Annotated in this window: 15 protein-coding genes and 3 pseudogenes; 5 read left to right on the plus strand and 13 right to left on the minus strand. The window is 67.6% G+C overall.

Annotated features, from left to right (window positions below; all coding sequences use genetic code 11):
- Window positions 1-416 precede the first annotated feature (416 nt).
- From HYQ63_RS08315 to HYQ63_RS08325, 3 genes are all read left to right on the plus strand, one after another.
- Window positions 417-722, plus strand: a complete 306-nt coding sequence (locus HYQ63_RS08315) for a DUF6247 family protein (protein ID WP_009712577.1) — start codon at window positions 417-419, stop codon at window positions 720-722.
- Complete coding sequence (locus tag HYQ63_RS08320) at window positions 719-979, plus strand: hypothetical protein (RefSeq protein ID WP_179933242.1); 261 nt, start codon at window positions 719-721, stop codon at window positions 977-979. Before HYQ63_RS08315 ends, HYQ63_RS08320 begins: the two co-directional genes overlap by 4 nt.
- 167 nt (window positions 980-1,146) lie before the next feature.
- A complete protein-coding gene (locus HYQ63_RS08325) occupies window positions 1,147-1,290 on the plus strand; it encodes a hypothetical protein (RefSeq protein ID WP_179931897.1) in 144 nt (47 codons plus the stop codon).
- A gap of 18 nt (window positions 1,291-1,308) precedes the next feature.
- On the opposite strand, the pseudogene HYQ63_RS08330 reads toward HYQ63_RS08325, so the two are convergent.
- The 12 genes and pseudogenes from HYQ63_RS08330 to HYQ63_RS08380 all read right to left on the minus strand — a co-directional run bounded on the left by HYQ63_RS08330 (window position 1,309) and on the right by HYQ63_RS08380 (window position 14,817).
- Window positions 1,309-2,420, minus strand: a pseudogene (locus HYQ63_RS08330) (integrase core domain-containing protein).
- Between the two features lie 145 nt (window positions 2,421-2,565).
- Window positions 2,566-5,478, minus strand: coding sequence for a glycoside hydrolase N-terminal domain-containing protein (locus HYQ63_RS08335; RefSeq protein WP_179933243.1), 2,913 nt, complete (start codon window positions 5,476-5,478; stop codon window positions 2,566-2,568).
- 12 nt (window positions 5,479-5,490) lie between these two features.
- Window positions 5,491-5,946 (minus strand): hypothetical protein, encoded by a 456-nt coding sequence (locus HYQ63_RS08340; protein ID WP_179933244.1) that lies wholly within the window; start codon window positions 5,944-5,946, stop codon window positions 5,491-5,493.
- A gap of 566 nt (window positions 5,947-6,512) precedes the next feature.
- Window positions 6,513-7,994, minus strand: coding sequence for a ricin-type beta-trefoil lectin domain protein (locus HYQ63_RS08345; RefSeq protein WP_179933245.1), 1,482 nt, complete (start codon window positions 7,992-7,994; stop codon window positions 6,513-6,515).
- Between the two features lie 212 nt (window positions 7,995-8,206).
- A complete protein-coding gene (locus HYQ63_RS44520) occupies window positions 8,207-8,329 on the minus strand; it encodes a hypothetical protein (RefSeq protein WP_257231732.1) in 123 nt (40 codons plus the stop codon).
- Between the two features lie 67 nt (window positions 8,330-8,396).
- Window positions 8,397-8,822 carry an endo-1,4-beta-xylanase gene (locus tag HYQ63_RS08350; RefSeq protein WP_179933246.1) on the minus strand — a complete coding sequence of 142 codons (426 nt, stop codon included), beginning with the start codon at window positions 8,820-8,822 and terminating at the stop codon, window positions 8,397-8,399.
- 384 nt (window positions 8,823-9,206) lie between these two features.
- A complete protein-coding gene (locus HYQ63_RS08355) occupies window positions 9,207-10,109 on the minus strand; it encodes an RNA polymerase sigma factor (RefSeq protein WP_257231733.1) in 903 nt (300 codons plus the stop codon).
- Window positions 10,110-10,228: 119 nt separating this feature from the next.
- Window positions 10,229-10,480, minus strand: a pseudogene (locus HYQ63_RS08360) (SDR family oxidoreductase); the annotation flags it as partial.
- 62 nt (window positions 10,481-10,542) lie between these two features.
- Window positions 10,543-11,745, minus strand: a complete 1,203-nt coding sequence (locus tag HYQ63_RS08365; protein WP_179933248.1) for a mandelate racemase/muconate lactonizing enzyme family protein — start codon at window positions 11,743-11,745, stop codon at window positions 10,543-10,545.
- 3 nt (window positions 11,746-11,748) lie between these two features.
- Complete coding sequence (locus HYQ63_RS08370; protein WP_179933249.1) at window positions 11,749-12,576, minus strand: carbohydrate ABC transporter permease; 828 nt, start codon at window positions 12,574-12,576, stop codon at window positions 11,749-11,751.
- Window positions 12,576-13,376: a carbohydrate ABC transporter permease gene (locus tag HYQ63_RS08375; protein WP_257232583.1), complete on the minus strand. Its 801-nt coding sequence runs from the start codon at window positions 13,374-13,376 to the stop codon at window positions 12,576-12,578. The genes HYQ63_RS08370 and HYQ63_RS08375 overlap by 1 nt, the downstream gene beginning before the upstream one ends.
- Window positions 13,377-13,545: 169 nt before the next feature.
- The gene (locus HYQ63_RS08380) at window positions 13,546-14,817 is read right to left on the minus strand and encodes an ABC transporter substrate-binding protein (protein WP_179933251.1); all 1,272 of its coding nucleotides are present in this window, start codon (window positions 14,815-14,817) and stop codon (window positions 13,546-13,548) included.
- A 158-nt stretch (window positions 14,818-14,975) separates the two neighbouring features.
- On the opposite strand from HYQ63_RS08380, the gene HYQ63_RS08385 reads away from it, so the two are divergent.
- Together HYQ63_RS08385 and HYQ63_RS08390 are read left to right on the plus strand one after the other, a co-directional pair.
- Window positions 14,976-15,746 carry a FadR/GntR family transcriptional regulator gene (locus HYQ63_RS08385; protein WP_179933252.1) on the plus strand — a complete coding sequence of 257 codons (771 nt, stop codon included), beginning with the start codon at window positions 14,976-14,978 and terminating at the stop codon, window positions 15,744-15,746.
- 364 nt (window positions 15,747-16,110) lie between these two features.
- Window positions 16,111-16,716 carry a lytic polysaccharide monooxygenase gene (locus HYQ63_RS08390; protein ID WP_179933253.1) on the plus strand — a complete coding sequence of 202 codons (606 nt, stop codon included), beginning with the start codon at window positions 16,111-16,113 and terminating at the stop codon, window positions 16,714-16,716.
- Window positions 16,717-17,008: 292 nt separating this feature from the next.
- Here HYQ63_RS08390 and HYQ63_RS08395 read toward each other — a convergent pair.
- A pseudogene (locus tag HYQ63_RS08395) lies at window positions 17,009-17,913 on the minus strand (IS5 family transposase).
- Between the last annotated feature and the right edge of the window lie 28 nt (window positions 17,914-17,941).

Here is a 17,941-nt window from a genome sequence, read left to right on the forward strand (position 1 = left end):
CGGTTAAGGCCGCCTCCGCTACCCGCGGAAACGGCCTCCGACCTGCGAAAACGCTGGTCGGGACGACAGGATTTGAACCTGCGACCCCTTGACCCCCATCGGCGTGGTAACTTTCTGTTACTTCCCGCATCGCACCGTAACGCGCTCCTGATCGTCTTCCACAGTTCGTACCGCGCTCTGATGCGCTACAGAGAAGGCCGTCTGTCACCCGAGGAACTCTCTCTCGCAGGACGTCTCATTCCTGCGCAGCAGCCTGCGGTCACGATTCTCCGATGTCGTGGCGCCCACCACGCACCCGCTTGTCCACACGCCCACACCGATGGGCACCCACACGATATGGTACGAACAGTAATCCCCCGCAATCGGAGGTCATCGTGAGCGCGCAGCCAGACGGCCCGCACGGACCGCTGATCCCCATGCCCGACCTCACCCCTGATGCACTGCGCGCGGCCGTGGCCCGGATCGCTCCCAGCAGGATCCCTGCACTCACCCAGCATCTGTTCGAGGCAACTACAAACGCACAACAGACACAGAGCCTCGCTCCCCTTCGGGCTTTCATCCACTCTTGGGCTGTGTTCATCGCCATCGAGCGACACCCTGAACGTGCAGCCCGCCTCCGTGAACTCGAGCGAATCGTAGATACGGCCGAACAAGACCCCACGACGGCCATCGATGAAATCCAGCAGATCCGCAAGACAGCGGAGGCCGAGGCCGGGCTGTGACCGACTGGACCTGGGAGTACAACCCCAGCGAGGAGCACGTCGCTGGCGGACTTGCGCCGGGCGTCGTGGCAGAGGTTGAACGGATGGCAACCGAGCTCGCGGCCCTCGGAGTTGACGCGGCAAAGGTGGGCCGCCCCTTGGACAGGGAAGGCGGACTCCGGGAATTCGACATTCTCGGCGGACGTGGCTTTATCAGTTTCCTCGCAGTGGCGCGCCATCATTGCGTCTACGTCTGCAGTATCGCCTGGTACGGCTGACGTCGCCCGCGTTGCGCTCAAGACAGGAACATCAATCGGCCTGTCCCTGCCCTTGTCGGAAATCTCATCCGCCCTGGTGGGGCCCGGTGCATCGGGTTTCCCGAAATCTGGCCGCGGTCGCTCGAGTCGGCGCTCTCGCACAGCTGCCGTCAGCGCGTCATGTGATCGTGCTGCTGCGACTGGCCTACCTGGGTGTGACAAACGCGTTCGCCATGCTGCGCCTGCTGCCGATGACCGACCGGGACAAGGACGCGGAGATCCTTGTCGGCGTACGGACCTTTCTCCCCAGGTGCGTACGGACGAACGCCTGAATGGTGTCAATATCCCATTTAGGCTGCTGAGCTGGGCTTTTCGTGTGGATGGTGAGGCAGCCGGGGTGGCATGGTGTGGTACTCGTTGAGCAGTCCGCCAAGTACCTGGCGGCGCCTGACCGCGGCAGCGGGCAGGGGGATGACGTTCGGGTCGTCGTCGGGTGCTCGTAGGCCAGGGCTTCGGTGGGCCCGTCCCGTGTTGTAGTGCTCGGCGTACCGGTTGAGGACCGTACGCAGGTGTCGTTCACCGGTGCTCAGGAGTCGGTCGGTGCATTCGGCGCGGGTTGTACGTATCCATCGTTCGGCGAACGCGTTGGACCGGGGACTTTGCGGCGGGGTCGGGATGACGGCTGTGCCGTTGCCGGCGAAGACGTCGTCGAACGCGGCGGTGAACTTGCTGTCCCGGTCCCGTATGAGGAACCGGAAGCACCCGGCCCTGTCGCCGAGATCCATGAGCAGATTGCGGGCGAGTTGAGTGACCCATACGCCGGTCGGGTGGGCGGTGACGCCCAGGACGTGAACGCGCCGGGTGGCAGCCTCCATGACGAAGAAGACGTAGAGGCGTTTGAGGAGGACGGTGTCCACGTGCATGAAATCGCAGGCCAGAAGCGTGTGGGCTTGGGCTCGGAGGAAGGTACGCCAGGTCTGCTGGGATGCGCGCTGCGGTGCGGGCGGTAGACCGGAGCGGCGCAGGACGCGCCGGATCGTGGCGGCGGCAACCCGATGGCCAAGCCGTCGCAGTTCACCTTGGATTCTGACGTATCCCCAGGTCGGGTTCTCTCGCGCCAAGCGCTGGATGAGCGCCGCAATCTCTTCTGCCAGCGGTGGCCGACCCGGTCCGACCGCCGTCTGACGCCACTTCCAGCACACCAGACGGCGGTGCCAGGCCAGCAGCGTCCCGGGGTGACCAGCCGATGGCGGCGCAAGGCGGATGGCAGGTGCCGTGCGAGAGCGGAGAGCACGGCACGATCAGCCCATGAGAGCCGCGGCCGCACAACTTGCCGGCGAAGCACAGCGACCTCATGGCGAAGCACGAGGATCTCGGCGTTGTTCGCGGCGGTCGAACGGCCCAGCAAGAGGAGGCAGCCCAGTAGCCGGCAGAAGATCAGGTAGAGCAGTCGCAGACCCACGATCACTGATCATGCCCATACGCGGACGATCACAAAGCCCCAGGTCAACGACCGTACAGCAATAAAGACACCCTTCAGGCGAGAACGAGCAATGCCGCTAGCCCGGCTCGCCCGGGAAACAATCTGTGGACCGGCATCATGCGACTCACTCGGTGCTCGGTGACATGGCTCTCCCCGGTCGGTCGGACCGCAGTTCGCCCAGGGGCTGGATGCGCTGGAGCCGGAATCGCTGGTTGGTGCTACCAGTGGCTGCCCACTGGGAGATGCGGGCTCCGTCGGCGGTGGAGGCCTCCCACACGTCCAGGGCGAGGCTGCTCTGCCGGTTGACCAGACTGATCACGCCACCGCCGTGGTCGACTGTCCGCCACTGCTGGCCGGCGGCGTTGGTATCCGGCTGCTGGGTGATGTCGGCGCCGCTGCTGCTACTGGCGACCTGCAGGACCAGACCACTGTGCCCAACCCGAATCCTGTAGTGCCCGTCGTCGGAGGGCAGGAACTCGAAGTGTTGGTTGAGACCGGCGGTGATCTGCCACTGGATCAGCCGCGCACCGGCAGCCGTGGACGCACCGTTGATGTCGGCAGCCTTGCCGCTGTGCTGGGCCACCAGCCGGTAGGCCACGCCGGCCTCCACCGGCCCCGGCCTGAGTGCGGACGCGCGGTAGGTTTTGCCGGCCTGGCCGACGAACTCGATGAGATCGGCCTCGAGCCGCTTCGGCTGGACCGGCTCGCCGCTGGAATCGTCCCGCAGCGTGAAGTCGCCGGCGAAGATCCGATTGCGCACCCGGACGGCACCGGTTCGGTCGGGTGTGACGACGAACTCGATCCGGCCGCTGCTCCACTCGGCGCCGACGGTGTATCCGCCGCGGCCGCGCAGTCCGCTCACGCGCCCGGTGGGCCAGGCGGCCGGCAGCGCCGGCAGCACGTGCAGTTCGCCGTTGTGGCTCTGCAACAGCATCTCCGCGATGCCCGAGGTGGCGCCGAAGTTGCCGTCGATCTGGAAGGGTGGGTGCAGGTCGAACATGTTGGGCGCGAGCCGGTCAGTCCGCACCAGGTCCCGGATCAGCTTGTGGGCCCGGGCGCCGTCCTCCATCCGTGCCCAGAAGTTGATCTTCCACGCGAGTGACCATCCCGTCCCGTCGTCACCGCGCAGCTCCAGCGTCCGCCGCGCGGCCTCGTACAACTGGGGTGTCCCGCGCTTGGTGATCTGGTTGCTCGGATGCAGACCGTACAGGTGGGAGACATGCCGGTGAGTCCGCTCGGTCTCCACCCAGTCGGCCAGCCACTCCTGGATATTACCCCTGGAGCCGACCCGCGTCGGCGCCAGCCGGTCCCGGGCCGCCACTGCCTGGGCGCGGAAGGTGGCGTCCACGCCGAGGATTTCGCCGGCGCGGGCGACGCTGTTGAAAAGGTCGCGCAGGATCTGGTTGTCCATGGTGGGCCCCGCGCAGACGGTGGCGTTCGCATGGTGAGTGAGCTCCGGAGAGTTCGACGGGTTGGTGACCAGGTATCCGAGCGTCGGGTGGGCGACCAGGGTGTCGAGGAAGAACTGAGCGGCGCCCTTCAGGGCCGGATAGTTCGAGCGGAGGAAGTCGACGTCACCGGTGAACAGGTAGTGGTCCCAGATCAGGGTGGCCAGCCATGCGCCACCGGTCTGCCACATCCCCCACCGCGCTTCGTCGACGACCGAGGCGCCCCGCCACGCGTCGGTGTTGTGATGCGTCACCCAGCCGCCGGCGCCGTACTGCGCCTGGGCCACCCGGGCGCCGGTCACGGTCAGGTCGTTGATCATGTCGAAGACCGGGAGGAAGCATTCGGACAGGTTCGTCGTGTCGGCGGGCCAGTAGTTCATCGGCAGGTTGGCGTTGACGGTGAACTTCGAGTCCCAGGACGGAGCCATCTGGTCGTTCCAGATGCCCTGCAGGTTCGCCGGCTGGGTGCCCGGCCGCGAGGATGAGATGAGCAGATACCGGCCGAACTGGAACAACAGGGCGGAGAACTGCGGGTCGTTCACTTGCGCGTGCTGTGCGATCCGTACGTCGGTCGGCTGGTCGGCCGCCGTCGTACGTCCAAGATCGACCGACACCCGGCTGAACAGCGCCTGATAGTCGGCGAGATGCCGGCTGCGTAGTTCGTCGACGCCGACGTTGCGGGCAGCGTTGAGGCGGCTCCGCGCGATCCCCTGGTAGTCGCCGCCGACGTTCCGGAAGTTGACGTAGCTGGAGCCGATCGACACGAGCACCGTCACGCTGGTGGCGCCGGAGACCCGCAGCGTGCCGCCCGAGCTGCTGACCGTGCCGCCCGTCACGGCGGCGTTGGCCAGGGCGAGGAACCGCACCCGCCCGGCGATGCCCTCCATGGTGGCGGAGATGCCGTCGAGGGCGATCGTGGCCCCGTCCGGGCTGGACACCGTAGTCCGTTGTGGACTGTCGAATGTGGCGTTGAAGGCGATGGAGTTGGCCCGGTCGGCCGTCAGCCGGACCACGATCACCTGGTCAGGTGCGCTGGCGAACACCTCACGCTGGTACCGCACGCCGTTCAGCACGTAGGTCGTGATGGCCGTGGCGGTGGCGAGGTCGAGCGTCCGGTTGTACTGCGACGCACCGGTAGCGCTGCCAAAGGAGAGCAGAAGGTTTCCGACCGGCTGGTAGGCCAGCTGTCCGGCCGGGCTGCCCAACATCGTCTGATTGATCAGGTCCTGCGCCGGCCCCCACTGATCCGCAAAGACCCGCCGCCGGATCTCGGCGATGTTGGCCGCGCCGCGGGTGTTGGCGGAGTCGTACGGACCGCCGGCCCAGACGGTGTCCTCGTTGAGCTGCAGCCGTTCGGTGTCGACGTTGCCGAACACCATCGCGCCGAGGCGTCCGTTGCCGATCGGCAGTGCCCGCAGCCAGTCCGTGCCGGCCGGCTTGTCGTACCACAGGGCGAGGTCGTCGGCGGCCAGGACCTCCGGCGGCGCGGCCGAGCCGCCCCTGGCAACGGCCGTCCACCCACCCGGCACGATCCCTGCTCCAGCCGCCGCCCCGGCGGCGAGAAACCGTCTGCGTGTCACCTCGGACATGTCGTTCTCCCTTCACGGACTGGAGCAGGTCACTGACTTCGGTGATGACAAACCGCCGGTGAGAAAGGCGACGGCCGTACGCTGTCTTCTCCGACGAGCCGTAGGCCGGCCACCGGCTGGGTGACCGGCCCTGCGCCGGCCTCGGTCCTTCCTCGCGAAAGCGGCGTCGAACGCGGGGCGGCCGGGCGCGTCGGCCTGGCGGGCCGCGACCGGAACCGGGCGGATCCAGGGTTCGACCTCAGCCAGGTCGTCGGAGACGGCGACCACCAGCCGGGCGGGGATCACGCCGGAGTCGGCCAGTGCCTCCGCCTTCTTGATCACCGGAATGGTCACCAGGTCATGTCCGCCGAAGACCAGGTCGGCCACGTCGGGCAGCGCCGGTCCGCGCAGTACGGGCAGCGCCGTGACGCAGCCGGTCGGCTCCGTGACCCCGGCCCGCAGAGTGAGCGCACCGACGGTGGCCGTCACGGCGACGGCTCCGCGCGCCGACCAGCCAGACACCTGTACCCATGTGCGACTCCTTACGCATCGGAGCGGCACCATGGTGTGCCACTCGCGGTGAATGCCCCGCCCACCCGGCCGGCTCAGGATGGCGTCCGGAGTCGGCGGCATCCGATCACCACCGGTCCCACGCCGGTCCGGGCGGGCAGGGCTGGAGACGAGGCCGGTCGGCCTCACGGCCTCGCAAACCCCGCAGACACGCAAGGCCGTGCAGTCGCGCCGGTCTCTGTCCGTGTCCGCGCCGCCGATGACTGGACGGTCACCGTCGCCGCTACGGGCATCACCTCCGTCCACGACGGGCCCGCCTCGGCCGAGCGCAGCACCGCGTCCCGAACGAACTGGACTTGGAGGGCGTCAGCAAAGGGCTCCAGTCGAAAGCGACCGCGCCGAGCGACCCGTTGATCTCCACGCGGAGCGCGTTCTTGCGCCCGGTGGCGAACCTCGTCGCCTCGTAGCACAAAACGACCCTTGCGCTGCCAGCAGACCGTTTACTGTGGCGTCGTTGTTGCCATCGGCTCGGCCGCGGCCGGCGGTCACCGTCCACCGTGTCCGCCGAGTCGGGCGTCGCGTCGCGCGTCAGTGTTCTGGATCTGCCATATCTGGTTGTCACCGCCCCAGCACGCCCACAGCTGCACCTTGAAAGTGGCGGTGTTCACGTCGAGGCAGAGACCGGAGTGAACGCTGCGGATGGCGCCGTCAGCGCCCACCGTCCAACGCTGGTTGTCGCCGCCGTTACACGCCCACGTGCCGACCACGGTGCCGTTCGTCGTCCCGCTGTTGTACGCATCCAGGCACTTCTGGCCCCCGAGTGCGGTGATCTGTCCGCCGGCCGTCGAGGTCCACTGCTGGCCAACCGTGTTGGCGCAGGTGTACACCTGGACCTGGATGTTCCCCGTGGTCCCGCCGGGGATGTCCAGACAGCGCCCGGTGCTGACATTGCGCAGCAGGCTGGTCGGGGCCGGAACCTCGCCATCCAAGCCCCAGCCGTATCTGAGGCGCTCGCGGCCGCTGGCGCTGGGGGTGCTGAGCGTGAGGTTGGTACCGGTGCCGTGCAGTTTCTGCATGGCATACCAGTCGTCGCCCTGGCCGGCGCGTATCTTCCCGCCCAGCCCGGGCCAGTAGATGGAGCCGATCCGCAGTTCCCGGAGCACCGTGGTGGTGGCCCGGAAATAGCGCACGAAGTTGTCGGTGCTGCCGGCGTCGTGGTAGTTGAGCCCGGTATCCATCGGCGCGCCGAACTCGTCGACGACAGTGCGGTCGGCGCAGGACCCGATCGCGTTCCGCAGGTACGCCACCCACTGGTCGTAGGTCTTCGCGCCGCTGAAGAACGTGTAGTGGTGCAGCGACAGGAACGTCCCGTCAAGGCGGCGGTCGGCGCACATGGATCTGATGTCAGTGTTCAGGCCGGCGCCGCTGACGAAGATGCGGCTCCGTGGAATCGACGGGTGGCTGCTGATCCAGTCGCTCACCACGTTCGCCCACTCGCCGGCGCTGTGCCCCCCCGGTTCGTTCATCGGCTCGAAGTAGACGAGGCTGTTGGTGCCGTACCGGGCAAGCACGGTGTTCCACATGGTGTCGAAGGCGCTCGGGTTGACGATGCGACCGCCGCGGGCAGCCACCCCGTCGTCCCAATAGGAGAGGACGACCTTGAATCCCTTCGCGGTGGCTGCGTCTATCGCGCCCGTGTACGCGCTCCACCAACTCGTCCCGACCGTGTAGGTGTTAATCGGGAGCCGAACGGTGTTGGCGCCGAGGTTGTTCTCGAAGCCGGTGTAGATGGCGTTGGCTTTCGCCACGACCGTCTGGTAGCTGTCGGAACCGCTCAACCCGTGCAGGACCAGCGGTCCACCGTGGAAGTTGTCACCGAGCCGGGCCCAGTTGACGCCGCGGAACCGGGCGGTGTCGGCGGCGGCCGGCGAGGCGCTCTGGTGCTCGACGACCGCGAGCGCGCTGAGAGCGGTCAGGACGCAGGCGAGCGCCCGGGCGAGGTAGCGCCGACGATGGGTGTGGGGCATGGTCGTGCCTTCCCGGTTGGCGGTGTGTTCACGTCTGCGCTGCGCCGGATCTGTTGACGTCGGCCGCCTGCCGGCAGCCGGCCGAGCCGGCGCGGAGCTTGCCCTCTCCGCGCCGGCCCCTCCCAGATCGCTCGCGCAGCGAGCATGTCAGCGTCATGCCGCTGCCGTGGCGCCTGGAAAGCCTCGCTCCCCGGCTTCGCCCGGATCTCCGGTCAGCAGGTGGAGTTGGTCTGGGTGAGCAGCCCCGTCCGCCACGGCAGGGAGATGTAGTCGCCGCCGGCGTTGGGGTCCATGCCCTGGTACAGGAACTGCGACTGGCACGGGTTTAACGGCACGGTCAGGTCGTTACCGGCTCGGATCAGCTCCCCGTGAAGTCCCGGGTCCACGCCGGGCCCGAGAATGTCACGTCGTTGGAGCGGGCGAACGGGCGTGCTGGACGTGCCAGAGCAGCGTGTGGCCGCGCACGCCCATGCCGCCTGCCCGGGCATGGCTGACGATGCGGTCACCGCCGCTGTAGTTGAAGACACCCCACTGCGGCTCGGTGGCGTCCCACTTCATCTCGTTCTCGGCGACGACGCTGTTGAACTCGCGGTTGAGAACCGACATGTAGGTGCTGTCGGAGAACTTGTACGTTCCGACCGCGGCGCCGAAGTAGCGGCCCTTCTCCGCCTCCGAGGCGCCCAATGTGGACACCGCGTCGGCGGTTCCCGTGAACAGCGGCACCGTGCCGGCCGCGACCAACCCGGCTGACAGGGTCAACAGCAGGGGCAGGATCGCTCGGGCCCGGGGCCGCCGCGGCGGATCAGCCGAGTGCACGAATTCGTTCATCACCGGCACCTTTCGAAGTCGGAGCCACCTCACTGTGTTAGCGTCGGCAATCCGTAGATCGCTTTTGGCTTCCGCTTTCACAGGTCATGAATGGGGGAACCTTACGCGTCGACCACTAGAAGATTGACAGATTGCCATGGTCCATTCAAGAGGGAACCGTCGACATATTCGGGCCCGAGCCGTCGTGCAACCAACCGGAGAAGCGGGACTATTGACGGCCACCTCTCATAACCTTTTCAGGCAACGAATTGGAGTGACGGACGCGTGTAAATCGCGGCAGTTTTCGTTATCGGCGGCCGGCTTGAACAGTCGCAGTCGCCGTAATGCCGAAAAGCACGGCGCCGTCGCCGAACGCGAAGACTCGGGTGCCGACTCGAGCGGCCCTCAGGCGAGTTGGCCGAGTAACCCGGCCTTGACGCCGGCAACCGGCCCGCAGCCGACCTCGGCCGACTCGGCTCCCATCACGACGGCATTCCCGGTCGCCCTGGCGAGCGCAGGTCTGTCGAGCACCGTGGCCGACCGCGTCGGCGGGACGGGGAGCAGCGCCATGGCGACGATCAGCCGCTCAAGGGGTACCAGTTCGTCGGCGGCCCGGCCGCAGTCCGCACAGGATCGGGTGTGCCGGGTGATGCGCTTACGCCACAGCGTGCTCGGTACGCCGTCCCAGCCCCCCAGCGCGGCGGTCAGCTGTGGGCACCGGGGGCTGGCTTCCAGCGCGGCGACCAGTGACCGGCTCAGCTCCAGCTGGTTGCGCATCCGCTGGACGCGCACACCCGCGTGAGCCGCGCTCGTTCCCAGCGCCGCCGCGAGCTCCGCCCTCGTCAGCCGGCCCGCGGCCTCCAGCCACCACAGCGACAGCAGCGCCCGGGCGTCCGGGTCGAGCCATCGACTGGCGCGTACGGTCTTTCGGCGATGACCGGACAGCTCGACGTGGATCAGGGCCAGGTTCTCGGCGTCGGCGTCCGGCAGGTCGGTCATCTCGTCCAGGGGGGCCGTCCGTTCGGCGTCCGTCCGCCGCCGGTGCAGATGGGTGCTGATCTGTCGTGTCGCGATCGTGGCCAGCCAGGGCCGGAAGCACTCCGGGGCGCGCAACGTGCGCAGCTCGGGAAGTGCCCGCAGCATCGTCTCCTGCACCACGTCGTCGACGTCCGCAAGCTCACCCAGTGCCCTGCGCACGATCGCGTATACCAGCGGCAGGTACGTCGCGGCCAGGTCGTCGAGCGCTCGTGGATCGCCGGCCTGTGCGGCGACGACCAGGCTCCTCTCGTCGGCTCGCCCGGCTCGCATCACGAGCCCATACACGTTGCCTCGGGCAAGACCGCCCCAGGTGCCGCGCACGTCGCCACCCTCGGGTTCGCACTCACGATCGACTCGGGCGCGGCCGGCCGGTAATGCTTGGCAGCCCATCATCGCCCCAGCCATCCGCCATCAACGGGAAGAACGATGCCGTTGACATGGTCGGACGCCGGGGAGGCGAGGAACACCGTGGCCCCGGCGAGATCGTCGGCGCGTCTCCAGCGACCGGCCGGGATCCGGCCGAGGATCGCCTGGTTGTGCGGGGGGCCCGCGCGTAACGCCTCGGTGTTGTCGGTGGCGATGTAGCCCGGTGCGATGGCGTTGGCGTTGACGCCGCGCCCGCCCCACACCTTCGCCAGGGCCGGCGCCTCGGCGACCCGGCCTTCGATCTCGAGGGTGCGGGCCCCGCGGTAGACAAGCGCCTTCATCGGTCCTCCATCCCCATGGTGTCGAACGTCCCTTCCGCGGTGGATCGGCATGGTCCAGGGGTGACCGCGAGCAGCCGCCGACCGGCCTGCTCCGGCCGTATGTGCGGTCCGTCGGGTGCGTGTGCCGTTCGCTGACGGGCCGCGGCCATCACCGTTTCGTCGATCCGGATGCCCAGGCCCGGCGTGTCGCCGAGCACAAAGGCGCCGTCCTCGACGTGCAGGTCCATCGCGACACCGATCGGCGGCTGCAGGTCCTGCAGTTCGCTGACGAGGTGGTTGGGCACCGACGTCGCGGCGTGCAGCAGCGCGACGGGCGTGTTGCCGATCGGGCTGACCGGCAGGTCGTAGGCGTGCGCCAGCGCGGCGACACGCAGGAAGTGGGTGACTCCCCAGACCGCGGCCGTCTGGACGATGTCGACGCCTCCCGCCGCGATCAGCGGACGGAACTGCTCGAGGCCGGTGAGGTTCTCCCCACTGGCGACCGCCGTCCGTACGCCACGGCTGACAGCGGCCAGGCCGTCGGCGTCCCAGCGCCGGACCGGCTCCTCGATCCAGGTCAGGTCGAGTGTGCGTTCCAGTTCACCGACGTGGCGTACCGCCTGCTTGCGGCTCCAGGACTCGTTCGCGTCCAGCATGAGCCCTGGCCGGGTCCCGTGCGCGGCCTCGGTCAACACCTCGCGTACGAGCAACAGCCGGTGCCGGTCACGCTCGACGTCCAGGCCGCCCTTGAGCTTCGCCGCCCTCAACCCGCGTTCGGCATAGACCTGGTACGTGGCGACGAGCTCGTCGTCGGTGAGGCCGATGTCCAGGCCGGAGGCGTAGGCGTGGACCATGCGGTCGTTGCCGCCGAGCAACCGCCACAGCGGCTCACCCGCGGCCTGTGCCTTGATGTCCCACAACGCCGTGTCGAACGCGCCGATCGTGCCGAACACCACGCCGGCATGCCCGGCTTTGAAGGTGTGCCGCAGCATGCGGTCGTAGAGGGCGGTCACCGCGCGCGGGTCCTGGCCGTCGATGGCGGCGAAAATCACCTCGGCTTCCACGTGCGGTCCCAGGCCGACTCCGGTGATCCCCTCATCGGTCTCGACGATGACGACCTGCACGGGCACGACGCCGTCGGCGTAGACGCCGTTGGCGTCACCGACAGGTCGACCCCATTGCTGCGCCGTCGTCAGGCTTCTGTACCCGGTGATGCGCATGCGTCATCCCTTCGTCGCGCCGGCCGTCACGCCGTCGGCGATCTGGCGCTGCAGGAACAGGTAGGTCACCAACACGGGCAGCCCGGCGATCAGGACACCGGCTGCGAAGGTGGGGATGTCGGCGGAGTACTGGCCGCGCAGTGAGGTGATGCCCACCATCAGGGTGCGATGGTCGGCCGACGGCATCATCAGCAGCGAGATGAGCACGTCGTTCCAGCAGAACAGCGCGTCGAGGATGCCCACCGACAGCAGTGCCGGGGCCCCCATCGGCAGCATGATTCGCCGGTAGACGCCGTACAGGGTGTTTCCGTCGATCCGTGCGGCGTCGACGAGCTCGGTGGGCACCGCTCGGTAGTAGCTCGTCATCAAGAAGACGGTGAACGGCAGGAACTGCGCGACGTAGGCGAGGATCAGCCCCGGATAGGTGTCGATGAGACCGCCGTCGGCCATGATCCTGGCCAGCGGCACCATGATCACCTGGAACGGGATGAACAGTGCCGCGAGGCAGACCAGAGCCAGCGCGGACGAGCCACGGAACCGCACCTGGGCCAGCGCGAACCCGGCCATGGACCCGATGAGCAGTAACAGTGCTACGGCGCAGGCCACCACGATCACGGAGTTGAGGAAGTACCGCCCCATGCCGACGCTGTTCCACGCGGTGCCGAGGTTGTCCCACTGGAGAGTGCTTGCCAGGGAGAACCGGTCGAGGATGTACTCCCGGCGGGTCTTCATCGCGACGTTGGCGGTGAACAGCAGCGGGTAGATCGTCGCCAGGGCGAGGAGCACCATCGGCACGGCGACCAGCCATCTGCCCGGCCCCAGGCGGGACATCAGTCCTCCCTCCCCGCCCGGCGCAGCAGGCCGACCTGCAGCAGGCCCACGACCAGCATGATGAGGAAGAGGACTGTGGACGCGGCCGACGCGAGCGCCGGGCGGCTCATCTGCCCCTGTTGGACCCAGATGTAGTACTCCGGCAGGTAGGTCGACCCTTCCGGGCCACCACTGGTCATGACGTAGAGCAGCCCGAACATCGAGGTCAGCATCCCGATCATCGTGGTGACGACGACGAACTGGATGGTGCGGGACAGACCCGGGATGATGACGTGCCAGATCATCCGCGTGAGCGAGGCGCCGTCGACCCGGGCGGCGTCCAGAAGTGCGGAGTCCAGGGTCGCGAACCCGGCCAGGAACACCACCAGCGCCATCCCTGACGTCGCCCAGATGTGCACGCCGACGACGGCGAAGATGGCTACGTCGGGATCGCCGAGCCAGTCCACCGGGCCGACCCCTGAGCCGCCGAGCACGGCGTTCAGCGGACCGTCGAAGGCCAGGAGCAGGTTGAAGATCGCGCCGACGATCACCGGTGAGAGCACAGCCGGGAAGAAGTAGGCGCTCCGGAAGAACGGGTGTCCTGGCACCCGCAGGTGGATGAAGGTGGCGAGCAGTCCCGGGATCGCGACCGCGACCGGCAGCAGCAGCACCAGCAGTCCGACGTTGCGCAGCGCGGTGCGGAACAACGGGTCGTCGATGAGCTCCGCGTAGTTGTCGAGTCCCACCGGGGCGCCGTTGCGTTCGCCGTCACCAGTGAAGGAGAAGCTGACACCCAATCCCAGTGGCCAAAGCCGGAGCACCACGATGATCAGGACAGCGGGAGCGACCAGGATGTAGGGGGCGAGGCGTTCGGCGCGCCGGCCGTTCCGGACTCGCGGAGATTTCGACGCAGGGCCGCGGCCGCCTACCGCCTCACCTGCTCGCGCCCCTTGAGCAGCGCGGACCGACGAACCAACGGGTGACATGGCCTCAGCCCGTTTGGTCGGACGCCGCAAGCTGCTTGACCGCCGCGTCGACCGTGACCGATCCGCTCAGCAGTTGCTGAGACAGCCGCCCCATCAGGTCTACGGTCTTGGACGACAGCGCCACGTGCAGGGCGGGCTTGCCGCGGTCGATCTCGGACACGATGGCGGCGACGGCTGGGCCACCGCTCGAGACGTCCACGGTGCGGTCGGCCGCGATGGCGCCCGCGTCGGCGTAGAACGACTTCAGTGCGTCGGTCGAGGTCAGGGAGCGCACCAGGTCGGCGGCGACCTTGGGGTCCTTGGTCCACTTCGCGACGGCGTAGCCGATGCCGCCGTCGTAGGGAAGGCTCGGCGTGGCGCCGGCCGTGACGACCGGCGACTTCATGACGCCGACATTTCCGGCGTCGAGGAATTCGGCGAAGTCCTTCCAGTGCCCGATGTCCGACATCAACCCGATGACGTGGGCGGACTTGTTGGACTGGAACACCGCGAACGCGTCGTTGAACATCGCGGTCGAGTTCGCCCCGTCGTTGTTCAGGCCTTTGTCGTTGGCCTCTTTCCAGAGCGAGAAGACCCGCTTGACCGCCGGCGAGGACCAGTCTCGTCTGCCGGCGATCCAGTCGTCGTACTCCGTGGGCGACAGGACGCCCGAGCCGAGTCCGGACAGGAAGAACTGGATACCGATGCCTTCCTTGTTGCCCTGCGCGAAGCACCTGGCACCGGTCGCCTTGGTGATGGTCCGGCAGTTGGCGACGAACTCGTCCCAGCTGGTGGCCGGCCGCTCCGGGGCCAGCCCTGCCTTCCGGTAGAGCGACTTGTTGTAGTAGATCGGGTGACCTTGCAATGTCACCGGAGCGGCGTAGGTCTTTCTGTCCTTGGTGAAGGCCTCCCACCCGGCCAGCCGCTTCTTGTCATCACGGACGTACTCGTCCAACGGCAGAAGGGAGTCCGCGCGGTCACGGATCTGCCCGCCGCCGTTGAAGAGCATGACGTCCGGCCCCTTGCCGGCTTGGATGGCGGCCCCGAGCAGGGTGTAGTACTGCTCGAACGGCTGCGCGACGAACTCGGCCGTCACGCCGGGATGCCGCTTGGCGAAGTCGGCCTTGGCCTTCTTGACGTATGAGGACGCTGTGGCGTCGCCGGACTTCCAGTCCCAGACGACGAGCTTGCCCTTCGAACCACCGGACGCCGCATCCGGGTCGGCGGCGCTTCCGCAGCCGGCTAAGACGACGAGCCCGGCAACCAGGATCGCCAACCACAGTGTTCGCTGCTTCATTGCTGCCCCACTCTCCTGAGGTGGCCGGCTGTCCGGCGATTGAGGTTGAGGAGGAACGCAACTCGTATGAGGTATGTAACCCGTATGACGTATGACGTCAACCGGATGCCGTATAGTTGGCGAGCATCCGTGATACAGCACGGGTCCCGGGGGGTGTCATGACGGCAGTACCGCAGTCATCCGCAGAGGCCTCCGAGGCCCCCGCCTGGAGCCGGCGCCCGGCGAACCTTGCCGCCGCGGTCACGGCTGAGCTGGTGGAGCGGATCGTCCGTGGAGTCCATCCGTCCGGTTCGCCGCTACCCCCCGAGCCCGTGCTCTGCGAGACCTTCTCGGTCAGCCGCACCGTGGTCCGCGAGGCGGTGAAGATACTTCAGGAGAAGGGGCTGGTGCAGGTCCGCCAGGGCGCCGGCACGATGGTTACCCCGCCTGCGATGTGGAACATGCTTGACGAGCTGGTCCTCGGCGCGACCATCGCCGAGGACGAGAGCCTGGCCATCCTCGATCACCTCGTCGAGACCCGCCGCGTGCTGGAGTCCGATATGGCCAACGTCGCCGCCCGCCTGGCGAACGCCGAGGTGATCGACCAGCTACGCAGTCTGGTGGAGCGGATGGACGAGCTCGTCGACGACCCCGCTTCGTACCACGAAGAGGACCGGGCGTTCCACGACACCGTCATGCAGGCGTCGGGGAACCGCATCGGCCGTGCCGTGGTCCGTTCGCTGGAGCGCCAGGTCATCAACTCCGCCCGTTACACGGGCCGAACCGGCCGCGCCTTCTGCGTCGCGTCCAACCACGGCCATCGGCGCATCTACGAGCGGATCGCCGCGCACGACCCCAAGGGTGCGGCCGAGGCGATGTTCACCCACATCACCGAGGCGTGGGTGGTGCGCCGCAGCGGGCCGGGCGAGCCGACCCGGCTACGGCGTTAGAGGTCGTTTTCTCCTGATATTTTATCCCGGAATGAGTGTTTGATCCCCGGGTGTCGGGTCGCGCCAGGAGAGGGTGGCCCCCGCTGCGCACCGCCCGCCGCGCGAGCACACCGGTCCAGGCCGCATCCTCGCCTTCCGGTCCCGCGAACAATTCTGACTCCCGGCTCACGGCGGATTCCCTGCTCGCCACCCACCCCTGTAATCAACTCCGTCTGCTTCATTGACATCTCACACAGAAGGCCTAGCTTTGGGAGCGCTCCCATAGCAGCCTTGCAACTGGAAGGAGTCCCCCCACATGCGCAAAAAAAGTCCGTTAACCGGGCGTTCGCGGGCGTCCCTCCGCCGGCCTCTCCAGGCGCTCGTCATGCTGTTCGCCGTGGCCGTCGGCGCCCTCGCCTGGTCGACCCCCGCCCAGGCTCACGGCACCGTCGTCGGCCCCGCCACCCGCGCGTACCAGTGCTGGAAGACGTGGGGCAACAACCACACGAACCCGGCCATGCAGACCCAAGACCCCATGTGTTGGCAGGCCTTCCAGGCCAACCCCGACACCATGTGGAACTGGATGAGCGCGCTCCGCGACGGCCTCGGAGGCCAGTTCCAGGCACGGACCCCCGACGGGACACTCTGCAGCAACAACCTCTCGAGGAACGCCAGCCTGGACAAGCCCGGACCGTGGAAGACCACCACCATCGGCAACAACTTCTCGGTCCACTTGTACGACCAGGCGTCCCACGGTGCCGACTACTTCAAGGTCTACGTGAGCAAGCAAGGCTTCAACCCCAAGACCCAGACCCTGGGCTGGAGCAACCTCGACTTCATCGCGCAGACCGGCCGCTTCGCCCCGGCACAGAACATCACGTTCCCCGTCCAGACCTCCGGCTACACCGGACACCACATCCTGTTCGTGATCTGGCAGGCCTCGCACCTCGACCAGGCCTACATGTGGTGCAGCGACGTGACCTTCGGCTGAGCCGCAAAGCACCGCACACGGCACCGGCCTCTGCCGGGCGCCGGTAACCCGCCGCCCGGCCGACCGAGCCCCGTCGGGGCAGGGGCCCCATTTGGTCACCCTGCCCCGACGGGGCTTCCTGCGTTCCTCACTTGACTCTGTCGGGGATCTTGGATGGTCGGGCTCAACTGCCGAGGATCCGCCAGGACTTCGACCGGGAAATCTCGTTCTGGTCCAGGAAGGTCTGGAAGGCGGTCGGCGGTCTCGGCGAAGAGGGTTCCTCGTCGCTGAGAGATCGTTTTCTCTCGTTGCTTCATCCCGGTATATGTTTTTGATCCGTTGATGTCGGGTCGCGCCAGGAGATGGTGGCCTCGCCGGTGAGGCAGCGGGCCATCAGGTCGGTCATGGCGAGGTGAACCATGGCTTCGGAGCGGTGCGGGTGGGCTTCGTAGTCGCGGACAAGGCGCCGGTGGAGCATCAGCCAGCCGTAGGTCCGCTCGACCGCCCACCGTTTCGGTATCGGGATGAAGCCCTGGTCCCGGGGGCGCGAGTGGTGATTTCCATGTCGATGCCCAAGGCGGCGGCATGTTCGACGAAGTGCTTGCGGTAGCCGCCATCGACCCAGACCTTGCGCAGGTCGGGGTGGGCAGCCGCGACCTGACCGAGCAGCTGGGTGCCGGCCACGGAGTCCTGAACGCCGGCCACGGTGACCAGCACCGCCAGCAGGAGGCCGAGCGTGTCGGTCACGATGCTGCGCTTGCGGCCCACGATCTTCTTGGCGTTGTCCGTGCCTTGACTGGTGGCGGGCACGCTGGTGGAGGTCTTGACGCTCTGCGCGTCGATCACGCACGCCGACGGCTTGGTGTTCCGGCCCTCCTGCTGGCTCACCAACTCCCGTAACAGGCCGTTGAGCTGGGCAAAGATGCCGTCGGACTGCCACTTGGCAAAGTAGCCGTAGACTGTGTTCCAGTGCGGGAAATCATGCGGCAGGTAGCGCCACTGCACCCCCGTGCGGTCCACGTACAAGATCGCGTTCATGATCTCGCGCAGGTCGTGCTCGGGTGGCCGCCCGAAGTCCAGGGCCCGGCCCCGGCGCTCGGCGCGCCAGGCGGACAGCACCGGCTCGATCAACTCCCAGCGGGCATCAGACAGATCATTCGGATACGACGACGGTCGGCCATGCCTTGAACGTACCGCCGGTCGGGGGCGTGCGCCCAGGCATGCGGTCTGCCGGACTGAAGCACGG

This window comes from Streptomyces sp. Rer75, assembly GCF_013414305.1.
In the GTDB taxonomy this organism is placed as follows: domain Bacteria; phylum Actinomycetota; class Actinomycetes; order Streptomycetales; family Streptomycetaceae; genus Streptomyces; species Streptomyces himastatinicus.

Bases quoted from the DNA above. Each gene is read 5' to 3' on its own strand.
- HYQ63_RS08345 (WP_179933245.1), bottom strand. From the start codon at position 7,994: ATGCCCCACACCCATCGTCGGCGCTACCTCGCCCGGGCGCTCGCCTGC.
- HYQ63_RS08380 (WP_179933251.1), bottom strand. From the start codon at position 14,817: ATGAAGCAGCGAACACTGTGGTTGGCGATCCTGGTTGCCGGGCTCGTC.
- HYQ63_RS08335 (WP_179933243.1), bottom strand. From the start codon at position 5,478: ATGTCCGAGGTGACACGCAGACGGTTTCTCGCCGCCGGGGCGGCGGCT.
- HYQ63_RS08315 (WP_009712577.1), top strand. From the start codon at position 417: ATGCCCGACCTCACCCCTGATGCACTGCGCGCGGCCGTGGCCCGGATC.
- HYQ63_RS08385 (WP_179933252.1), top strand. From the start codon at position 14,976: ATGACGGCAGTACCGCAGTCATCCGCAGAGGCCTCCGAGGCCCCCGCC.
- HYQ63_RS08350 (WP_179933246.1), bottom strand. From the start codon at position 8,822: ATGAACGAATTCGTGCACTCGGCTGATCCGCCGCGGCGGCCCCGGGCC.
- HYQ63_RS08355 (WP_257231733.1), bottom strand. From the start codon at position 10,109: ATGCGAGCCGGGCGAGCCGACGAGAGGAGCCTGGTCGTCGCCGCACAG.
- HYQ63_RS08365 (WP_179933248.1), bottom strand. From the start codon at position 11,745: ATGCGCATCACCGGGTACAGAAGCCTGACGACGGCGCAGCAATGGGGT.
- HYQ63_RS08370 (WP_179933249.1), bottom strand. From the start codon at position 12,576: ATGTCCCGCCTGGGGCCGGGCAGATGGCTGGTCGCCGTGCCGATGGTG.
- HYQ63_RS08390 (WP_179933253.1), top strand. From the start codon at position 16,111: ATGCTGTTCGCCGTGGCCGTCGGCGCCCTCGCCTGGTCGACCCCCGCC.